Genomic DNA, 18,347 nt, shown 5'->3' with positions numbered 1-18,347 from the left:
TCCAGCAGCTCACCGCGGACGCGCTGCTCGGCTTCGGCCGCCGAACGGCGGGCGAGCAGCAGCAGGCCGACGAAGAGCGCGGGGGTGAGCTTGACGGCCGCCGCGAGTCCGATGCCGGCACCGGCCCAGCGCCCGCGCCCGGTGGACAGCAGCCGGGCGTCGGCGAGCACCAGGGCCAGCAGCAGGAGGTTGACCTGCCCGAAGGAGAAGGTGTCCCGGACGGGTTCGAACAGCGCCAGCGCGCAGGCGGCCAGGGCCCAGCCGAACCAGCCGTGGCGGCCCAGGTCGCGCCCGGCGAGGATCCACAGCACGACGGCGACGGCGGCGAGGTTGAGCAGCATGGTGATCAGGATCGCCGTGCCGAGGCCGACGAACGCCATCGGCAGCATGCCGAGCGCGGCGAACGGCGGGTAGGTGAACCCGTACGCCGTCCCCGGCACCCGGTAGTCGTAGATGTGGCCCCCGTGGTGCACCCAGGCGTCCACGGTGCCGTGGTAGACGCGCAGGTCGAACCAGCCTCGCAGCAGCGGCACCGTGGCGGTGAAGGCGGCCACGGCGGCGGCCAGGCACAAGACGAGGGCCACCCGTCCCCTCTCGGTGCCGGGTGGTCTCACGCGGTCCGTCCCGGTACCGGCGCCTGGGCGGCCTGGTGCGCCTGCCAGAGCACGACCGCCGCGAGGACCGCGCCGGAGACGGCGAGGACCACCTGGGCGAGGTCCGGCGGGCCACCGCTGGGCAGCACGGCGAGCGCGAGGACGGCGGTGGTGGCGGCCACCCGCCGGCGTACGGAGGCGCTGGGGGCCGCGGCGGCGATGAGGAACAGCCCCCACAGGGCGTACCAGGGGCGGATCGCCGGGCTGAGGACGGCGACGGCGGCGAGGCTCAGGCCGAGCGCGTAGACCGGCGCGGGCCGCAGCCGAAGCCAGATGAACAGAACCGCGATCGTGGTCGCGAGGAGTCCGGCCCCGTGCCAGACCGGGACCGCGAGGGGTGCGAGGCCGCTGCCGAGCCGGTCCAGCAGGTCTCCCGTGACCCGGCCGAGGACACTGGTGGGCGACCAGTTGTGCGGTGAGACGGGCGTCTTCAGGGCCGCTATCCAGCCGTATCCCGTGCCCGTGACGGCGGTCGCCACGACCGTGGTGGCGAGCGCGGCGACCGTCGTCGTGGTCACCGCCCGCGCGAGGCCGGCGTGCCGCCGCAGCGCGATCACGGCCGGCAGACCCAGTACGGCGGGGACCTTGACCAGCGCGGCGAGGGTGACCAGGACGACACCGAGGAGATGCAGCCGGCCGCGGGCGGCGAGCAGGCCGACGCCGAGCAGGCCGAGCATGATGGCGTCGTTGTGGGCGCCGGCCACCAGGTGGAGCAGCACGAGCGGGTTGAGGGCGCCCAGCCACAGCGCGGCGGCCGGATCGGCTCCGCACTGCCGGGCCAGCCTCGGAAGCGCCGCCGCCATGAGGGCCACGCCGACGAGCGCCACCAGCCGCATACCGAGGAGCCCTGCGGGCAGTTGGCCCCGGGTGAGGCCGGACAGCCCGGAGGCGACGGCGAGGAAGACGGGCCCGTAGGGGGCGGCGGTGTCCCGCCACACCGGCGCGACCTCGGCGGCCAGCGGGCCGCCGAGCCGCGCGGGTCCGTGCGTGTAGACGTCGATGTGGGCGTCGACCATGGCGCCCTGGGCGAGATAGCTGTACACGTCCCTGCTGAACAGCGGCGGCGCGAGCAGCAGAGGGGCCGCCCAGGCGGCCAGGACCAGCAGCAGGGCGCGCGGGGTGGGTGGCTCGGGGCCGCGCACCACCCGGCCGAGCAGCGCCCACGCGGCGATCAGCAGGACCACACCGAAGTACACCCCCATGAGTCCGAGCGCGGCCCGCACGGAGTCGGGAGGGGCCAGGTCCGCGGTCGGCAGGGCCCCGGCGGTCTCGCCGCCCAGCGCGAGAAAGGCGGTACCGGCCAGACCGAGAGCCTGGCAGCGGCGGAGATCGACGGGAGAAGCCATGGCCAACACTCGGGCAGCGTGGCAACGCGGAGTGGCCGGAAGGCGACGCCCGCCCCTCGCCGGGGCGGCCTGCGCGTGACCGGCGTGTGCGGACGGCCGGCGTGCCCGGGGAAGGCCCCGGCCGGCGCCTCAGAACACCGACAGGCCCGTCAGTGTGGTGAAGCGGTCCAGGGCCGCGACCCCGGCCACCGAGTTGCCGCGCTCGTCGAGGCCGGGGCTCCACACGCACAGCGTGCAGCGGCCGGGGACGACCGCGATGATGCCGCCGCCGACGCCGCTCTTGCCGGGCAGGCCGACCCGGTGGGCGAAGTCGCCGGCCGCGTCGTAGGTGCCGCAGGTGAGCATCACCGCGTTGACCTGCTTCGCCTGGCTGCGGGTGAGCAGCCGGGTGCCGTCGGCGCGGATCCCGTGCCGGGCCAGGAAGCCGGCGGCGAGCGCGAGGTCCGCGCACGACGCCTCGATGGAGCACTGCCGGACGTACTGTTCCAGGAGCACCGGCACCGGGTTGCCGATGTTCCCGTACGACGCCATGAAGTGGCCGAGCGCGGCGTTGCGGTCGCCGTGTGCGGCCTCGGAGGCGGCCACCTCCCGGTCGAAGGTGAGGTCCTGGTTGCCGCTCTCCGCCCGCAGGAAGCCCAGCAGGACACCGGAGGCGTCGCCGGTACGGGTGTGCAGCCGGTCGGTGACGACGAGGGCACCCGCGTTGATGAAGGGGTTGCGCGGGATGCCGTTCTCGTACTCCAGCTGGACCAGGGAGTTGAACGGGTTGCCGGAGGGTTCCCGGCCCACGTGCTCCCACAGTGCGTCGCCCTCGCGGGCCAGGTCGAGGGCGAGCGTGAAGACCTTGGTGATGGACTGCGTGGAGAACGGCTGCCGCCACTCCCCCACCCCGTACACCGTTCCGTCGAGTTCGGCGACGGCCATGCCGAAGCGGCGCGGGTCGCGGGAGGCGAGCGCCGGGATGTAGTCGGCGGACCGCCCGCGTCCGGGCATCGCCTCGATCTCGGCGGCTATGCGCTCCAGGACCGGCAGGAAGGCCGACGACGGGGACATGATCACCATTGTGCCGCCGTCCGGTGCGCGCCGCCCGTCCGCCGTCCGCCCAGCGGGGCCGTACCCGCCGGGCGCCGCCCCGCCGTGCCGTGCGCCGTGCCCATCGGCCGGTCGCACCTCCGGCGCGCCGCCGCCCGCGACCGGCTCGGGCCGCGGCAGCGCCGCCCGTCGTTCGGCCGGCGAGAGTCCCCTGTCCAGGACGAGTTCGACGACGCCCCGCCCACCGGCGACCGCCTCCTTGGCGATGGCGGTGGCAGCCTCACAGCCGATGCGCGGATTGAGGGCGGTGACAGGCCGATGAAGTTCTCCGCGACGGCCCGCAATCGGGCCTCGGCGGCCAGGGTGTTGGTGATGTCGTTGCCGATCATTTCGAAGGCGACCTCGTTGACGACCTCGGGGATCACCGGGTCGACCTTGCCGGGCACGATGCTCGAACCGGCCTGCACCGGCGGCAGGTTGATCTCGTTCAGGCCCGAACGCGGCCCCGAGGACAGCAGCGTGAGATCGTTGCGGGTCTTTGAGAAGCCCGCGCACCGCGAAGACCGTGGTCGTGGTGGTGCGGGTCCTCCCCCAAAGGTGAGCGGGCCGGTCAGGCGCACGCCCGGCCGAACGGGTCGAGCGCGCCGACCGGCCGGACGCGGCCGACCGGCTCGCCCCCGCCCAACAGCGGCTCGCCCGCGAAGGCGGCGAGCGCCGCCGGGTCGACCCCCGCGCGGGCCAGAGCCGCGGCGGCGACCGGGACGCGCGCCCGGTCCGCCCCGTCGGCGATCTTCACGGCGACGGCCCGGCCGTCCGGCAGGGCGGCGACCTGGACCCCTTCGAAGCCGTCCTTGGCCAGCAGCCCGGGCACGGCGCGCATCAGCGCGGCGATGTCGCGCCCGGAGCCGGAGGCCATCTCCGCATGGGCGCGCATCGCGTCCGCCACCCGTGCCTCGGGGGTGCCGGCCGGTGCGGCGGTGATCCGGGCCACGGCACGCGCCAGCCCGTACAGCGACACGGAGAACAGGGGCGCGCCGCAGCCGTCGACGGTCACCCCTGCGACCGTCTGTCCGGTGAGGTCCTCGACGGTGCCGGCGACGGCCCGCTGGAGCGGATGGGCGGGGTCGAGGCAGTCCTCCAGCGGCCAGCCGTTGACCTTGCAGGTGTACAGCATGGCCGCGTGTTTGCCGGAGCAGTTCTGGGCGAGCCGGGACGGCGGGCGCCCCTCGCGCACCCAGACGTCGCGCACGACCGGGTCGTACGGCAGGTCGGGCACGTTGCGCAGGTCGTCCTCGGTGACACCGGCCGCCCCCAGGATCCGGCGGACGCCCGCCAGGTGCCGCTCCTCGCCGGAGTGGCTGGCCGCGGCCAGCGACAGCAGTTCCCCGGTGAGCGGCAGCCCGGCCCGCACCATGGCGACGGCCTGCACCGGCTTGAGTGCCGAGCGGGGGTGGAAGGCGGCCTCGATGTCACCGAGCCGCAGCTGCGTCCTTCCGTCGGCGCCCAGGACGACGACCGAGCCGTAGTGGACGCCTTCGACGATTCCGCCGCGTATGAGGTGGGCGACGGGGACATGGCGGGGCTCCCGGATCACGGGGGCCCCTGATGCCGGGCGTGCGTTCTGCACTGCGTGGTTCACACCTTCACCTCGGGAGGCTCAACGGGGGACTTGCGGGACTCGGCGACGGCTCGTTCACGTCGCGGGTCCGCCGTCGGCGGGACTGTCCCCGGACCGGCGGCGCACGATGTCACCGAGACTCGTCCGGACGCGGTCGAGGTGGTGGGTCATGGCCTGGACCGCGTCGTGCTCGCAGCCGTCGGTCAGTGCCTCGACGATCGCCCGGTGCTCGCCGTTGGACTGTTCGCGCCGGCCGCCCAGTTCGTTGAGGAAGGCCGACTGGCGGGCGAGCGCGTCCCGGATCTCCTCGATCACGCGGCGGAACACCGGGTTCTGGGCGGCCTCGGCCACGGTGAGATGGAAGAGCGTGTCCATCGCGACCCACGCGGTGGTGTCCGTCTCCCGCTCCATCCGGTCCAGGAGGTGGGCCAGGCGGTCGAGGTTCTCCGGGGTGCGGCGCAGGGCCGCGTATCCGGCGACCGGGATCTCGATGTGGCGGCGCACCTCCATCAGGTCGCTGGCGGCGTAGTCGCCGAAGGTGGGGTCCTCGACGGTGTCGGCGACGACGAAGGTGCCCTTGCCGGTCCGGGAGACGGTCAGGCCCATGGTCTGCAGGGCGCGCAGGGCCTCGCGCAGCACGGGGCGGCTGACCTCGAGGGTCCGGCACAGTTCCGCCTCGGAGGGGAGTTTGTCGCCGACGGCGTACTCACCGTGCTCGATGGCGTGGCGCAGGTGGCCCAGGACCGCCTCCATGGCGCTGACACGCCGGGATCCCGGAGCACCTGTCTGGCTGTCTGACAGGTTCACGAGCCGATCCTCGGGGAGGCCGGAGGGAGCTGTCAAGGCGCGTACCGGCAGACCGCCGGTGGGGCGCGAGACCCGGCGACCGGCCTCGCACCCCGGAGGGTGAGCGGTGCCGTCAGCCGAGCATGCCCGCCGAGAGCAGGCCAAGCAGCACCACGCCGACGATGATCCGGTAGATCACGAAGGCGTTGAAGGAGTGCTTGGCGACGAACTTCAGCAGCCAGGCGATCGAGGCGTACGCGACCACGAACGAGACGACGGTGCCGACGGCGAGCGGCGCGGCGCCCACCCCCGCACCCAGGGCGTCCTTGAGCTCGTAGATGCCGGCGCCGGTGAGGGCCGGGATGCCGAGGAAGAAGGAGAGGCGGGTGGCGGCGACACGGTCGAGGTCGAGGATGAGCGCGGTGGACATCGTGGCGCCGGAGCGGGAGAAGCCGGGGAAGAGCAGGGCGAGGATCTGCGAGGAACCCACGAGCATCGCGTCCTTGAACGAGGTGTCGTCCTCGCCCCGCTTGTGCCGGCCCATCTGGTCCGCCGCCCACATCACACCACTGCCGACGATCAGCGACGCCGCCACGACCCACAGCGAGGCGAGCGGGCCGTCGATGAGCGGCTTGGCGGCCAGGCCCACCACGACGATCGGCACGGTCGCGGCGATCACCCACCAGGCGAACCTGTAGTCGCGGTTGTGCCGCTCCTCACGATGGAGCAGACCCCGGAACCACGCCGAGACGATCCGCACTATGTCCTTGAGGAAGTACACGAGCACGGCCGCGATCGCGCCGACCTGGATGACGGCGGAGAAGCCGACGACGGCCTGGTCGTCGACGGGGATCCCCATCAGCCCCTCGGTGATCTTGAGATGGCCGGTCGAGGACACGGGGAGGAATTCGGTCACCCCCTCGACGACTCCGAGGACGACGGCCTGACCGACGTTGATGGCGCTCATGGGATCCAGTTCTGAGAAGTTGGTCGACAGTGCTGTAGACGGTGGTGCTCTAGAAGGTTTTACTACGAGCCGGTGACAGCCGCCGCCCGGGGTCACAGGGCCCGGGCGACCAAGACCCCGGCAAAGGCCGCACCGAGGCCCGCCGTCACGCTCGCGACGACGTTGGCCGCAGCGTAGAACCCAGCCCCGGTCTCGGTCAGGCGAAGGGTCTCGTAGGAGAAGGTCGAGTACGTGCTCAGCGCCCCGCACAGCCCCGTGCCGAGCAGAAGCTGCAGGTGAGGTGAGGCATGGCCGGCGGAGGCCGCACCGGTCACCAGGCCGAGGACGAAACAGCCCGCGATGTTCACGACCAGGGTGCCCCACGGGAAGACCGTGTCGTGCTTGAGCTGCACCGCACGGTCGGTGAGGTAGCGCAGGGGCGCGCCCGCCATGGCACCGGCGATCACCAGCAGCCAGTTCACAACGACTTCTCACCTTTCCCATGTGCCCGGTGCGGGGCACCGCCCCGTCCCACGTACCTGATGACCTCGCACTCGTCGAGGGTCACCAGCCCCTCGGTGACCAGTTCGTCGAGCTGCGGGAGGAACGCGCGGACGCGTTCCTCGCTGTCGACGACGATGACGGCCACCGGCAGGTCCTCGCTCAGCGACAGCAGCCGGGAGGTGTGGATCAGCGAGGAGGCGCCGAAGCCCTCGATGCCCCGGAAGACGCTCGCGCCGGCCAGTCCGGCGGCGTGCGCGCGGTGCACGATCTCGGCGTACAGGGGCTTGTGGTGCCATGTGTCGTTCTCACCGACGAAAACGGTCAGGCGCAGGGCCCTGCCGGTCAGTTCTGTCATCGCCGCCTCCGCGGGCCGCCGGTCGAAGGTCTCGTTCATCGCTGCCGCCACGCCAGGGCACGACGGGTCGCCGCCACCGCGAGCCAGACCGCCGCGAGGGCCCCGAGCAGGGTCGCGAACAGATAGGCGAGCGCGGTGCGCGGATGGTCCGCGTCGATCAGTCTGCGGATGTCGACGGCGTACGTCGAGAAGGTGGTGAAGCCCCCGAGGACACCCGTGCCGAAGAACGGCCGCACCAGCCGGTGGGCCGCCCACACATCGGTGATCACGACCATGAAGACGCCGATCACGGCGCAGCCGGCGAGATTGACCCAGAAGACCGCCCAGGGGAATCCGCCGGTGGGCGCGGGCCACAGCAGCGAGGCGGCGTAACGGGCCGTGGCGCCGACGCCGCCGCCGAGGGCGACGACCGCCACGACGGGGCCCTGACCGTGCCAGGGCGACGGCCGAGGCTCGGCCTCGGGCGTGGCGGCACCTGGCTCGCCGACGCTGTTGGGGTGCGGAACGCTCATGGAAATGTACTTCTCCTACTCGCCGGGGCCCTGCCGGAGGGCAGACTCGATCGCAAGTAGGGACCGTTGGCGGCGGCGCTGCCGCGGTTCGGGTACGGCGGGCCCCACCACCGCGCCGCGAGACATGATCGCGGCCGGGGAACAGGGTAACGCCGAGGGCGCGGGCCGCGCACCGCCGTGCTCGTCCGACCTGGAAGCCCCACGAAGACCGGCGGGCGGCAGGGCCCGCGCCGGCACCTGGTGCGGCTTCTGCACACACGGGCGTGTCCCGGCGGGGCCCTGCACGGCCCGGACCGGCCGAGCCGCCCGTGGCCCCCGGCGGCCAGGGGTCCCGCCGACCGGTTCCGGGCCGCGCGACGGTGCCGCGGAGGCGACGCCCGGCCCGCGTCGGTGGCGGCGGCGATGACCTCAGGGGTAATCGCCGTGCGCGGGCCCTCCTGACTACGTTCGGCGCGTCGTCCCGCACGGGACGCAAAGGAGCGAACGGAGGAGCCCGACGTGTCCGCCTATGGCTTCGCGCATCTGCGCAGTCGCCGTCACCATCCCGACATCCTGGAATACCTGGAGCGTATCCAGGCGACCCTCGACCCGTTCCACGGGCGCTTCGTCGTCCACGGCCCTCCGGCCGAGGTGGTGGAGGGCACCTGGCCCGGCAGCATGGTGCTGATCGAGTTCCCCGGCCTGGCCGAGGCCCGCGCGTGGTACGCGTCCCCCGCCTACCAGGAGATCCTGCGGCTGCGGACCGACCATGTCCAGGGCGACGTGGTGCTGGTGGAGGGTGTCGGGCCGAAGTACGACCCCCGTGAGCGGGCGGCGAAGCTGCGGGAGCAGGCGGGGGCGGCCGGGCGCCGGCGCTGAGCGCGTCGACGGCACACCGCGCAGGGGGCGGGGTTCACCTGCGGGGCCTCACCCGCCGGGCCTCGTTGCCGTCGTCGCCTCCGGCGGATCCGTTTCCCCGGGAACCGGCAACGCCTGCCGCCAGGGGGTGGACGCGTCGATCCTGGGTGCCAGACGGCGAAGCCGTCGTGCCGTGACCTCCGGATCGTCCCGCACGGAGACGGCGAGAAGGCTGAAGGGGGCGCCGGGCCACAGCTCGACGCACACCACGGGCCTGCCGGGGCGCACCACCACGAAGTCCTTCCCGCCCTGGTGGCCGCGCTCGCCGATGCACAGCGTCCCGGCGATCCATACGCCGCCACGGGCCACTCCGCGCAGGGCACGCCACCAGTCGGGCTCGACCGTCACCCTGCGCACGGCCGCCGACGGCACCCGCACATCGCGGTGGCGTGCGGCGGCCTTCTCCCACCACGACAGGTGGACGAGGAGGTCATCGTCCTCGGCGAGCAGCCGTGCCATCGTCCGGCACCTCCCTTCCCTTTCGCCCCGTTTTCCTCCGGCGGCACATCCTCCCGTCTCAGTATGTGGGCGCTCGCTCGGTGACCGTCCCGGCGTTTCGTTCAATGGATGCACGCCGGTTCCGAGGAGAAGCCTTATGGGTGAGCATGTTCACGTTCGCGTTGCGAACGGTCTGAGTGTGAGCGAGGACGGGGACCTGGTCGAGATGTCCCGCTGCCGCTGCGGCGCCACCTGGACCAAGACGTACCGGGCGGACGAGGGCGCCGGCGAGCAGTGAGCGCCGCCGGCGTCGCATGATCCGCACCCTGCGACCGCCGTGCCCCGGCTGAGTGGCACCGGCCGTCGCGGTGCCGCGGCGCGGCGGGGGCGTTGTCACGGTCCGGCCCGGGGTGCGGCCGACCGGACCGCCCGTGACAGGGGGGACCGTCCCGGACGAGAACCGACCGCCTCAGGCCTGCCGTCGTCGCACTCACGGCCGTGACGCCGACCGCCGTGCTGACCGGGTGCCGGGAGGGCGGGGGCGCCGCCGGTGCCCAGGCGCCGCCGCGGCGAGCGCCACGGCCGCGGTGGCGCCGGTGGCCGTGGCGCGGCCGGCGAAGAGCGGTGGTAGCAGGGCCCACTCAGCGCGACTCGCGTGGGGCACCGTCGTCCCCTCGACGGAGTGGGAGCCCGGTTCGGGTGAGAGACGGTGGCGCCGTGCGGCCCTGATGCTGGACACCGAGCGGGTGCGGATCACCTCCCTCACCCGGCTGGCGATCTTCCTTCGCCTACGCGCGCGAGGCGGGCGTGCCGCTGGTCGCGTGCGGCACGCCCCTCGGGCTCGGCTCCAAGGTGAGCTGTGTGGCCGCGGACGACCGGGACGGCGCCCGGGACATGGTGCGCCATCTGCTGTCGTTGGGGCGGCGGCGGATCGATGTCGTCACCGGTCCGCTGGACACGCCGGGCGGTGTCGAGCGGCTCGCGGGCGACAAGGAGGTGCTCACCGAGGCGGGCGTCGAGATCGACGAGAAGCTCGTGGTGCCGGGCGACCACAGCCGGGGCGGCGGCGAGGCGGGCGCCGAGCGGCTCCTGGCCCGGGCGCCGGACATGGACGCGGTGTTCGTGGCGTCCGACCTGATGGCCCAGGGCGTGCTGACCGCGCTCCAGCGGGCGGGCCGCCGGGTCCCCGACGACGTGGCGGTGGGAGGGGCTCGACGACTCTCCCGCAGCGACCGCGGTGAGGCCCGCGCTCACCACCATCCGCCAGCCATGGGACCGGATCAGCAACGAGATGGTGCGGGTGCTGCTGGCGCAGATAGGCGGGGAGGACCCGGCGGCGGTGATCCTGCCGACGGAGCTGGTCAGAGGCGAGTCGGCCTGAGCCCGGCGGCCCGGCCGCGTCCCACCGGCCGGCCAGGGCCCGGTGCCGGGATCCTGACCGGCCGGGAAACCAGCCGGTCAGGATTCGAGAAGCCACACCCCGCTCCCCCGCCCTAGCGTGAAACGGCCGGCGGACGACGCCGGACCGCGTACCGCGAAGGAGCACCCCATGACCACCGGCCTGAAAACGATCATCTACCCCGTCAAGGACCTCGCCCGGGCCAGGAGCCGCTCGGCGCCAGCGACTTCGAGGTGCTCGACATCCTCGCCGCCGAGGCCCCCGCGCACGGCGACCAGTGCCGGGTACAGAACATCGCCGGGCGGGTCCATCTGAGCCAGAGCGCCCTGTCCCGGCTGATCGGCCGGCTGGAGAAGGACGGCCTGGTGCGGCGTTTTGTGTGCGAGGAGGACCGGCGCGGGGTGTGGGTCGCCCTGACCGACAAGGGCCGCGAGCTGCACACCCGCGTGCTCCCGCTGCAACGCGACGTCCTGTCCCGCACGCCGGCCTCGCAGACCCCACCGGGCTGAACCGCCCTGCGCCGGACATGGGTCCGTCCACCGGACGGACCCTTCCGTGCTCACCCCTGCGGCCTGGCCAGCAGGGTGCGGACCCCCTCGGAGTCGAGGGTCAGCCCGTGGGGCGAGGCCGCGTCGATGGTGAGCAGCAGCTCATCGGTGGGCCACTGGGCGGCGAGCGCGCCGAGCGGCACGAGGCGATAGCGGGAGACGAACGGCAACAGGTCGGTCATCTCCGTCTCGGAGGTGAACACGGGCACCGCCTGCTCGCCGTCCGGCTGCTCCAGGACGGGCAGCGCCACGGCGTTCGGGTCGGTGGCGTCCTCCTCGGTCACGTCGTCCGGCACGGGCACCAGTACGTCGCTCCCGGCCAGCGTGTCCAGCGCCTCGGAGTCCTCGGCGTCCACCGCGAGGGTGGTGAGTGCCGTCTGAGCCGCGGTCGAGTGGCTGTCGTTCTTGGGTATGTCCATGGTCAGATCCCCAGGTCGTGGCGGACGGGCACACTCCGGAACCGTCGGCTCCGGGCAGGCTCCCGTCGCGTACCCGCCCGGGGCCGGGGCAATCATGCCGCCCGTACCGGATCTTTCCCCGGCCCGGAACCCAGCCGCCGGGACGCGGTCAGGCGATCAGGGGAATGCCGTCCGACGGCAGTCCGAACCGGTCGCAGCCCACGCGGCGGTACAGCGGCTCCGCCATCGACGCCCCGGCGTGCGTCCGGTACGTCGCCGCGTCGCGGAAGCAGCGCTGCGTCCGTGCGCCGTCACGGGCGTGCCGGGAGCCGGCCGTGCGGAAGAGAACGCCCTGGAGCGCGTCCCAGGCCATGTGCCCCGCGGCGAGGAAGACCAGCGCCAGCCGGTTGTCCTCGGCGGTGGTGAAGGGGGCTACTGCGAGAACGTTGCGCCGGCAGGTCTCCGTCCGGTCCTCGGCGCACCGCTGCAGCGCCGCCCGGGCGGTGTGGACCGCTGCGAGCGCCTCGCCGAATCGGCGCTGGTAGTCGGGCAGGTGGGCGCGGGTGCACGGGGGGCCGCCGGGGGCGGGCGGCGACGATGCGCGCGTATGCGTCGGCGGCCGCGTACGCCGTGCGGGCGTACCCACCGGAAAGCGTCAAGTAGGTTCATCCGCCGACCGGTTGAACCGGCACTCCGTGGTGGAGCTGGACGGCGGCACGCTGGTCGGCACCGCCACGCTGTGGGGCATCGACGATCACACCCCCGGGTGATGGGCGAGTTCCTGGAGGAGGTGCCGCTCGGGCTCCTCGCCCGGGACTGAAAGCCGGATGCGAAGGCCGGCAGGCGATATGCCCGGGCCGAGCGGCGGCGTCAGGCTGCGTGCGCGCGGGCGGCGGCCCCGGGTACCCCCGGAGCCGCCGCCCGCCGTGTCCGCGGGTCAGGCGGTGCCGCGCTGCCTGCGGCGCAGGGTGAGGTACGTGCCCGTGGCGCCGACCGCCACGAGTGCGCCCGCCGCGATGCCCACCGGGACACCGGGGAACGAGGAGGCGTCCGTGGCCGCCGCCGTGTTCTGCATCGCCGGGCCCGGGGTGATGCCGGTGGCCACGGCCTTCACCGGGCGCACCGGGCCGACCGACCTGACCGAGCCGTCCGCGTTCAGCAGGACCTGCTTGTTGTTGGGGTGCCGGAAGTCGAACATGCCCGACAGCGACCCGGCCGTGGCGTCGAAGGAGTGGTCACCGATCCGGCCCGTGTGCCAGTTGTCCTCGATGAAGCGGATGATCGAGGACTGGTCGGTCAGCGTGTGGTCGACCTTGTCGACCTTGCTGTACGGGGACACCACGAGCAGCGGCTGACGGGTGCCGGGCCCGCAGCGGTCCGCGTAACCGCCCGACGCCGCCGGGCCGGCCTGGCAGGCCGGGCTGTCGGTGGCCTTTCCGTTGGAGCCGAGCGAGGTGTCCGTGGAGCCGTTGCGCGGCGCCGCGTAGGCGTGGTCGTACCAGCCGTCGGAGTCGTCGTAGGCGATGACGACGGCGGTGGACTTCCACTGCGGCGCGCTCTGGATCGCGTTGATCCGGTCGACGAGGAAGTGCTGCTCGTCGACCGGGTCGGAGTAGGCGGCGTGGCCGTCCTGGTACGCGGCGGCCTTCACGAAGCTGACGGCGGGGAGCTTGCCCGCCTTGAGCGCGGCGTCGAAGTCGGTCAGGTCGTAGTTGTGGTTGGCCTGGCCGGCGTGGCCGATCTCGTCGACGCTCCGGGGAGGCAGGTGGTGCGGGTTGGACGTCGACTTGTAGTACTGGAAGGGCGAGTGGTGCGGGCTGTAGTCGACGACCGAGGCGCCGCCGACATTGGTGTGCGTGGTGTCGCACTTGGCGTAGTGGCCCTGCTCGCCGTCCCATGCGGTGGACGGGCGGAAGCCGCCCTGGAACCAACCCCAGCTGATGTTCCGGGCGTTCAGCACATCGCCGATGTTGCGGCCCTGCATCGCCGCGAGGGCGTTGCTGCTGGTGTGGTCCTTGCCGGAGCAGTCGTCGTACGCCGGGTCCGGGTCGTTGACGACCGTGCCGACACCCTTGGCGTCGGGGGACTTGACGGTGTACGGGTCGGGCGTCGGGGTCTGCTTCGGGTTCTCGGTGCCGGAGGCGGGGTCCGTGGAGACCACACCGTGCGTCTGACCGGAGACCAGGTTGAGCGCGCCGGGCGTGGACGGGCCGTAGACCGAGCTGAAGGAGCGGTCGTTGAGGGAGTAGTGCTGGGCGTAGTTCCACAGCGCGGTGACGGTGTTGCCGTCGTAATAGTCCATCACCAGGCCCGGCTCGCCGAACAGGCCGCCGCTGCACTTGCCGACCTCGGTGTTCTCCACATACTTGTCGGCCTTGCCGCCGTCGGCGGCGTACTGCTCGGGCCCGTAGGAGTGGTTCTGGTCGCAGGTCATGGCCTGCGACGGGGCGAGCCGCTTGGGCGGGTACTGGTTGGGGTTCTTCGTGAGCAGCCCCGCGTGCGCCAGGGTGTCGATGTCCTTCGGGGTCCGCTTCGACGCCGTGAACGTGGTGCCGTCACTGTTCGCCGCCTTGGGATAGGTCGCGAAGTAGTGGTCGAAGGAGACGTTCTCGCCGAAGAGGACGACCACGTGCTTGATCGGCGTGGCCGTCGAGGGATGGCCGTGGTGCTGCCCGAAGGACGCGGCGGCCCAGGTGGGCGTGTTGCCGCCGAGCACCGTGAGCGCGGCCGCGCCCACGAAAGCCCCCAAAGTCCGTATCGCCGCTCGTCTTCTTGTGCTGCCCATGCTGGTTACCCTCCGGACACGGATGTCTTGCGCGGTACGGATCAGGATGCTCCGCCGGACGGTCGGCGCCCGGGCGGAGCCATGATGACCCCGGAGTGAACACCAGGTCAGGAAAGCGCGGCCAAAGCTTGACCGTGTATTGACCAACGAGGCGGGCAGGTTGTCCGGACAGGTTCAGCCGAGCAGGGCGCGTCCGTACCAGTCGGCGGCGTCCCGCACGCCGGGCAGGGCGAAGAAGTAGCCGCCGCCGAAGGGCTTGATGTAATCGGTGAGGGGCTCACCTGCCAGACGGCGCTGCACGGCCTCGAACTGACGGACCGGATCCTGCTGGTAGCAGCAGAACAGCAGGCCCATGTCGAGGTCGCCGTTGACGTCCGTGCCCCGGTCGTAGTTGTAGGCGCGGCGCAGGATCCGCTGGCCGGCCGTGTCCGCCGTGCGCGGGTTGGCGAGCCGTATGTGGCTGTCCAGCGGGATGACGTCGCCCTTGGGGTCGTCGGCGTAGTCCGGTGCGTCGTGCTCGGCGTCGCCGTCGAGCGGCGCGCCCGACTCGCGGCCGTCCATGCCACCCGGACCCTGTCGATTCTCGCACCTTCCGGAACCGATCAGGAATCGAGAAGCGCCGATCAACGAGCCGCGCCTAGCCTGACCGCCACGGGCATCACCCTTGAGGAGAGAACATGAGCATGGCCACGGGGACGGACACGCGGTCGTCTGCACCGCACGCTGCGGACAGTCACGATCTGATCCGCGTGCACGGCGCGCGCGAGAACAACCTCAAGGACGTCAGCATCGAGATCCCCAAGCGCCGGCTGACGGTGTTCACCGGCGTCTCCGGCTCGGGCAAGAGCTCGCTGGTGTTCAACACGATCGCCGCGGAGTCGCAGCGGCTGATCAACGAGACCTACAGCGCGTTCGTACAGGGTTTCATGCCGACGCTGGCGCGGCCCGAGGTCGACGTCCTCGACGGGCTGACGACCGCGATCGTCGTCGACCAGCAGCGGCTCGGGGGCGACCCCCGCTCCACGGTCGGCACCGTCACCGACGCCAACGCGATGCTGCGCATCCTCTTCAGCCGGCTCGGGCGGCCGCACATCGGCTCGCCCAAGGCGTTCTCCTTCAATGTCGCCTCGATCAGCGGAGCGGGAGCGGTCACCGTGGAGCGCGGCGGACAGACGGTGAAGGAGCGCCGCAGCTTCCGCATCACCGGCGGCATGTGCCCGCGCTGCGAAGGCCGCGGCACGGTCTCCGACGTCGACCTCACCCAGCTCTTCGACGACTCCAAGTCGCTCGCCGAGGGCGCGATGACCATCCCCGGCTACAAGGCGGGCGGCTGGAACCACCGGCTCTACAGCGAGTCGGGCCTCGTCGACCCGGACAAGCCGATCCGCGCGTACACCACACAGGAGCTGCACGACTTCCTGCACCGCGAGCCGACGCGGATGAAGATCGCGGGCATCAACATGACCTACGAGGGGCTGATCCCGCGGATCCAGAAGTCGATGCTCTCCAAGGACCGGGAGTCGATGCAGCCGCACATCCGGGAGTTCGTGGACCGTGCGGTCACGTTCACCGCCTGTCCCGACTGCGGCGGCACCCGGCTGAGCGAGGGGGCCCGGTCGTCGAAGATCGAGGGCATCAGCATCGCCGATGCCTGCGCGATGCAGATCAGTGACCTGGCCCAATGGGTTCGCGGCCTCGACGAGCCGTCGGTGGCGCCGCTGCTCACCGCGCTGCAGCAGACGCTCGACTCGTTCGTGGAGATCGGCCTCGGCTACCTCTCGCTCGCCCGGCCCTCGGGCACCCTGTCGGGCGGCGAGGCGCAGCGCGTCAGGATGATCCGCCATCTCGGCTCCTCGCTCACCGACGTCACCTACGTCTTCGACGAGCCCACCACGGGCCTGCACCCCCATGACATCCAGCGGATGAACCAGCTGCTGCTGCGGCTGCGGGACAAGGGCAACACGGTGCTCGTCGTGGAGCACAAGCCGGAGGTGATCGCGATCGCCGACCACATCGTCGACCTCGGCCCCGGTGCCGGCACGGCGGGCGGCACCGTCTGCTTCGAGGGCGCGGTCGAGGGGCTGCGGGCGGGCGGCACCCTCACCGGCCGCCACTTCGACGACCGGGCACGCCTGAAGGAGGCGGTGCGCAAGCCCGCCGGCGTGCTGGAGATCCGCGGCGCGACGGCGAACAACCTGCGCGACGTCGACGTCGACATCCCGCTCGGGGTGCTCGCCGTCGTCACCGGCGTGGCCGGCTCCGGCAAGAGCTCGCTCGTGCACGGGTCGATCCCCGCCGGTGCGGGGGTGGTGTCGGTCGACCAGGGCACGATCCGCGGCTCCCGGCGGAGCAACCCGGCGACCTACACGGGACTGCTCGACCCGATCCGCAAGGCGTTCGCGAAGGCCAACGGCGTGAAGCCGGCGCTGTTCAGCTCCAACTCCGAGGGCGCCTGCCCCACCTGCAACGGCGCCGGCGTCGTCTACACCGACCTGGCGATGATGGCCGGCGTCGCCACCACCTGCGAGGACTGCGAGGGGAAGCGGTTCCAGGCAGCGGTGCTCCACCACCACCTCGGCGGCCGCGACATCAGCGAGGTGCTGGCGATGCCGGTGACCGAGGCCGAGGAGTTCTTCGGCGCCGGTGAGGCCCGCACGCCGGCCGCGCGCACGATCCTCGGCCGGCTCGCCGACGTCGGGCTCGGCTATCTCACCCTCGGCCAGCCGCTCACCACGCTGTCCGGCGGCGAGCGTCAGCGGCTCAAGCTGGCCACCCACATGGCCGAGAAGGGCGGCGTCTACGTCCTCGACGAGCCGACCGCTGGCCTGCACCTCGCGGACGTCGAGCAGTTGCTCGGCCTGCTGGACCGGCTCGTCGACTCCGGGAAGTCGGTCATCGTCGTCGAGCACCACCAGGCGGTCATGGCGCACGCCGACTGGATCATCGACCTCGGCCCCGGGGCCGGCCACGACGGCGGCCGGATCGTCTTCGAGGGCACACCCGCCGACCTCGTCGCCGCACGCTCCACCCTCACCGGCGAGCACCTCGCGGCCTACGTCGGCGCCTGACCCCGAGGGCCCGGTCAAGGCTCCGGGCTCCGTCGAGCCGCGCCGGGTCACGTCGGCGGCGAGGCCCCCGCCTGTTTGAACGCGCGGCTCGGGGACACCCGTGCCAGGCTCGAAGGACCACCGTGGGTGGCTCGCCGTGCGCAGGCGGCGGTGGGAGGGCGGGCACGGAGCGAGGAGGTTCGGTCATGGCCCACGGCAGTGCTGCGGAAGGGGGCGGGGCGGCCGGGCGCACCGAACCGCCGCCCCGCATGGGCTTCTTCACGGACACTTCCGTGTGCATCGGCTGCAAGGCGTGCGAAGTGGCGTGCAAGGAGTGGAATTCCGTGCCCGAGGACGGCCTCGAACTGACCGGCATGTCCTACGACAACACCCAGGGGCTCGGCGCGGACACCTGGCGGCACGTGGCCTTCATCGAGCAGCGCACGCCGCCGGGCGGGCGGGAGCCGGACACCGGCCGGCGTGACGTCGACGTGTTCGACGCCGCACGGCGCCTGGGCGCCCCGCCGCCCTCCCCCGCCCCCCTCTCGCCGGTCGCGCCCGACGGACGCACCGAGCTGCGCTGGCTGATGGCCTCGGACGTCTGCAAGCACTGCACGCACGCGGCCTGCCTCGACGTGTGTCCCACCGGGTCGCTGTTCCGCACCGAGTTCGGCACGGTCGTCGTGCAGGAGGACATCTGCAACGGCTGCGGCTACTGCGTGCCCGCGTGCCCGTACGGCGTCATCGACCAGCGCCGCGGCGACGGGCGCGCCTGGAAGTGCACCTTGTGCTACGACCGGCTCGGCGTCGGCCTGGACCCGGCCTGCGCGAAGGCGTGTCCCACCGAGTCCATCCAGTTCGGCCCCCTGGAGGAGCTGCGGCGGCGGGCGGCCGCCCGCGTCGCCCGGTTGCACGCGGCGGGCGTCACCGATGCCCGCCTGTACGGCGAGAGCCCCGACGACGGTGTCGGCGGCGACGGCGCGTTCTTCCTGCTGCTGGACGAGCCGGAGGTCTACGGTCTGCCGCCCGACCCGGTCGTCACCACCCGGGATCTGCCGGACATGTGGCGGCACGCGGCGGGGG

At 72.6% G+C, this 18,347-nt stretch carries 15 protein-coding genes and 6 pseudogenes (1 of these 21 only partly in view); 6 read left to right on the top strand and 15 right to left on the bottom strand.

Translation table 11 applies throughout. From position 1 onward, the window contains the following. From ACFSL4_RS27280 to crcB (ACFSL4_RS27235), 10 genes and pseudogenes are all read right to left on the bottom strand, one after another. A pseudogene (locus ACFSL4_RS27280) lies at positions 1-614 on the bottom strand (glycosyltransferase family 87 protein); the annotation flags it as partial. Continuing rightward, on the bottom strand, positions 611-1,999 hold the full coding sequence (gene mptB, locus ACFSL4_RS27275) for a polyprenol phosphomannose-dependent alpha 1,6 mannosyltransferase MptB (protein WP_381088254.1): 1,389 nt from the start codon (positions 1,997-1,999) through the stop codon (positions 611-613). The pseudogene ACFSL4_RS27280 and the gene mptB, both read right to left, overlap by 4 nt. A gap of 129 nt (positions 2,000-2,128) precedes the next feature. After that, positions 2,129-3,061 carry a glutaminase gene (locus ACFSL4_RS27270; RefSeq protein WP_381088426.1) on the bottom strand — a complete coding sequence of 311 codons (933 nt, stop codon included), beginning with the start codon at positions 3,059-3,061 and terminating at the stop codon, positions 2,129-2,131. A gap of 117 nt (positions 3,062-3,178) precedes the next feature. Then, a pseudogene (locus tag ACFSL4_RS27265) lies at positions 3,179-3,573 on the bottom strand (lyase family protein); the annotation flags it as partial. Positions 3,574-3,641: 68 nt separating this feature from the next. Next, positions 3,642-4,625, bottom strand: coding sequence for an asparaginase (locus ACFSL4_RS27260; protein WP_381088253.1), 984 nt, complete (start codon positions 4,623-4,625; stop codon positions 3,642-3,644). A 99-nt stretch (positions 4,626-4,724) separates the two neighbouring features. Further along, positions 4,725-5,456: a FadR/GntR family transcriptional regulator gene (locus tag ACFSL4_RS27255; RefSeq protein ID WP_381088250.1), complete on the bottom strand. Its 732-nt coding sequence runs from the start codon at positions 5,454-5,456 to the stop codon at positions 4,725-4,727. A gap of 112 nt (positions 5,457-5,568) precedes the next feature. Then, positions 5,569-6,402, bottom strand: a complete 834-nt coding sequence (locus ACFSL4_RS27250; protein ID WP_381088247.1) for an undecaprenyl-diphosphate phosphatase — start codon at positions 6,400-6,402, stop codon at positions 5,569-5,571. 92 nt (positions 6,403-6,494) lie between these two features. After that, positions 6,495-6,863: a fluoride efflux transporter CrcB gene (crcB, locus tag ACFSL4_RS27245; RefSeq protein WP_381088244.1), complete on the bottom strand. Its 369-nt coding sequence runs from the start codon at positions 6,861-6,863 to the stop codon at positions 6,495-6,497. Continuing rightward, positions 6,860-7,240: a DUF190 domain-containing protein gene (locus ACFSL4_RS27240; RefSeq protein ID WP_381088423.1), complete on the bottom strand. Its 381-nt coding sequence runs from the start codon at positions 7,238-7,240 to the stop codon at positions 6,860-6,862. The genes crcB (ACFSL4_RS27245) and ACFSL4_RS27240 overlap by 4 nt, the downstream gene beginning before the upstream one ends. Positions 7,241-7,275: 35 nt before the next feature. Further along, positions 7,276-7,752, bottom strand: a complete 477-nt coding sequence (crcB, locus tag ACFSL4_RS27235; RefSeq protein WP_381088242.1) for a fluoride efflux transporter CrcB — start codon at positions 7,750-7,752, stop codon at positions 7,276-7,278. Between the two features lie 498 nt (positions 7,753-8,250). Here crcB (ACFSL4_RS27235) and ACFSL4_RS27230 point away from each other — a divergent pair, with 498 nt between their 5' ends. Further along, positions 8,251-8,610, top strand: coding sequence for a DUF1330 domain-containing protein (locus ACFSL4_RS27230; RefSeq protein WP_381088239.1), 360 nt, complete (start codon positions 8,251-8,253; stop codon positions 8,608-8,610). 48 nt (positions 8,611-8,658) lie between these two features. On the opposite strand, the gene ACFSL4_RS27225 is transcribed toward ACFSL4_RS27230, so the two are convergent. Next, positions 8,659-9,108, bottom strand: a complete 450-nt coding sequence (locus tag ACFSL4_RS27225; RefSeq protein WP_381088236.1) for a hypothetical protein — start codon at positions 9,106-9,108, stop codon at positions 8,659-8,661. A gap of 774 nt (positions 9,109-9,882) precedes the next feature. Here ACFSL4_RS27225 and ACFSL4_RS27220 point away from each other — a divergent pair. Next, a pseudogene (locus ACFSL4_RS27220) lies at positions 9,883-10,468 on the top strand (LacI family DNA-binding transcriptional regulator); the annotation flags it as partial. Between the two features lie 230 nt (positions 10,469-10,698). Continuing rightward, a pseudogene (locus ACFSL4_RS27215) lies at positions 10,699-10,995 on the top strand (MarR family transcriptional regulator); the annotation flags it as partial. A gap of 50 nt (positions 10,996-11,045) precedes the next feature. Here ACFSL4_RS27215 and ACFSL4_RS27210 read toward each other — a convergent pair. Together ACFSL4_RS27210 and ACFSL4_RS27205 are read right to left on the bottom strand one after the other, a co-directional pair. Next, a complete protein-coding gene (locus ACFSL4_RS27210; protein WP_381088233.1) occupies positions 11,046-11,453 on the bottom strand; it encodes an SseB family protein in 408 nt (135 codons plus the stop codon). A gap of 148 nt (positions 11,454-11,601) precedes the next feature. After that, positions 11,602-12,078 carry an acyl-CoA dehydrogenase family protein gene (locus ACFSL4_RS27205; protein WP_381088230.1) on the bottom strand — a complete coding sequence of 159 codons (477 nt, stop codon included), beginning with the start codon at positions 12,076-12,078 and terminating at the stop codon, positions 11,602-11,604. Between the two features lie 46 nt (positions 12,079-12,124). Between ACFSL4_RS27205 and ACFSL4_RS27200 the strand changes: the two are divergent. After that, positions 12,125-12,190: pseudogene (locus ACFSL4_RS27200) on the top strand (GNAT family N-acetyltransferase); the annotation flags it as partial. 179 nt (positions 12,191-12,369) lie between these two features. Here the strand turns inward: ACFSL4_RS27200 and ACFSL4_RS27195 are convergent. Both ACFSL4_RS27195 and ACFSL4_RS27190 read right to left on the bottom strand, forming a co-directional pair. Further along, positions 12,370-14,217, bottom strand: a complete 1,848-nt coding sequence (locus tag ACFSL4_RS27195) for a phospholipase C (protein ID WP_381088227.1) — start codon at positions 14,215-14,217, stop codon at positions 12,370-12,372. Positions 14,218-14,391: 174 nt separating this feature from the next. Next, a pseudogene (locus tag ACFSL4_RS27190) lies at positions 14,392-14,769 on the bottom strand (Dyp-type peroxidase); the annotation flags it as partial. A gap of 125 nt (positions 14,770-14,894) precedes the next feature. Here ACFSL4_RS27190 and ACFSL4_RS27185 point away from each other — a divergent pair. Both ACFSL4_RS27185 and ACFSL4_RS27180 read left to right on the top strand, forming a co-directional pair. After that, positions 14,895-17,285 carry an ATP-binding cassette domain-containing protein gene (locus ACFSL4_RS27185; protein ID WP_381088224.1) on the top strand — a complete coding sequence of 797 codons (2,391 nt, stop codon included), beginning with the start codon at positions 14,895-14,897 and terminating at the stop codon, positions 17,283-17,285. A gap of 185 nt (positions 17,286-17,470) precedes the next feature. Then, a protein-coding gene (locus ACFSL4_RS27180) for a 4Fe-4S dicluster domain-containing protein (RefSeq protein WP_381088221.1) crosses the window boundary here: on the top strand, positions 17,471-18,347 show its 5' portion. 74 nt of this gene lie beyond the right edge of the window; 877 of the gene's 951 nt are visible here — the first part of the coding sequence; its start codon is at positions 17,471-17,473; its stop codon lies off the right edge, out of view.

Source organism: Streptomyces caeni (genome assembly GCF_042678285.1).
GTDB lineage: Bacteria > Actinomycetota > Actinomycetes > Streptomycetales > Streptomycetaceae > Streptomyces > Streptomyces caeni.
This window is presented reverse-complemented; position numbering and strand designations above follow the sequence as displayed.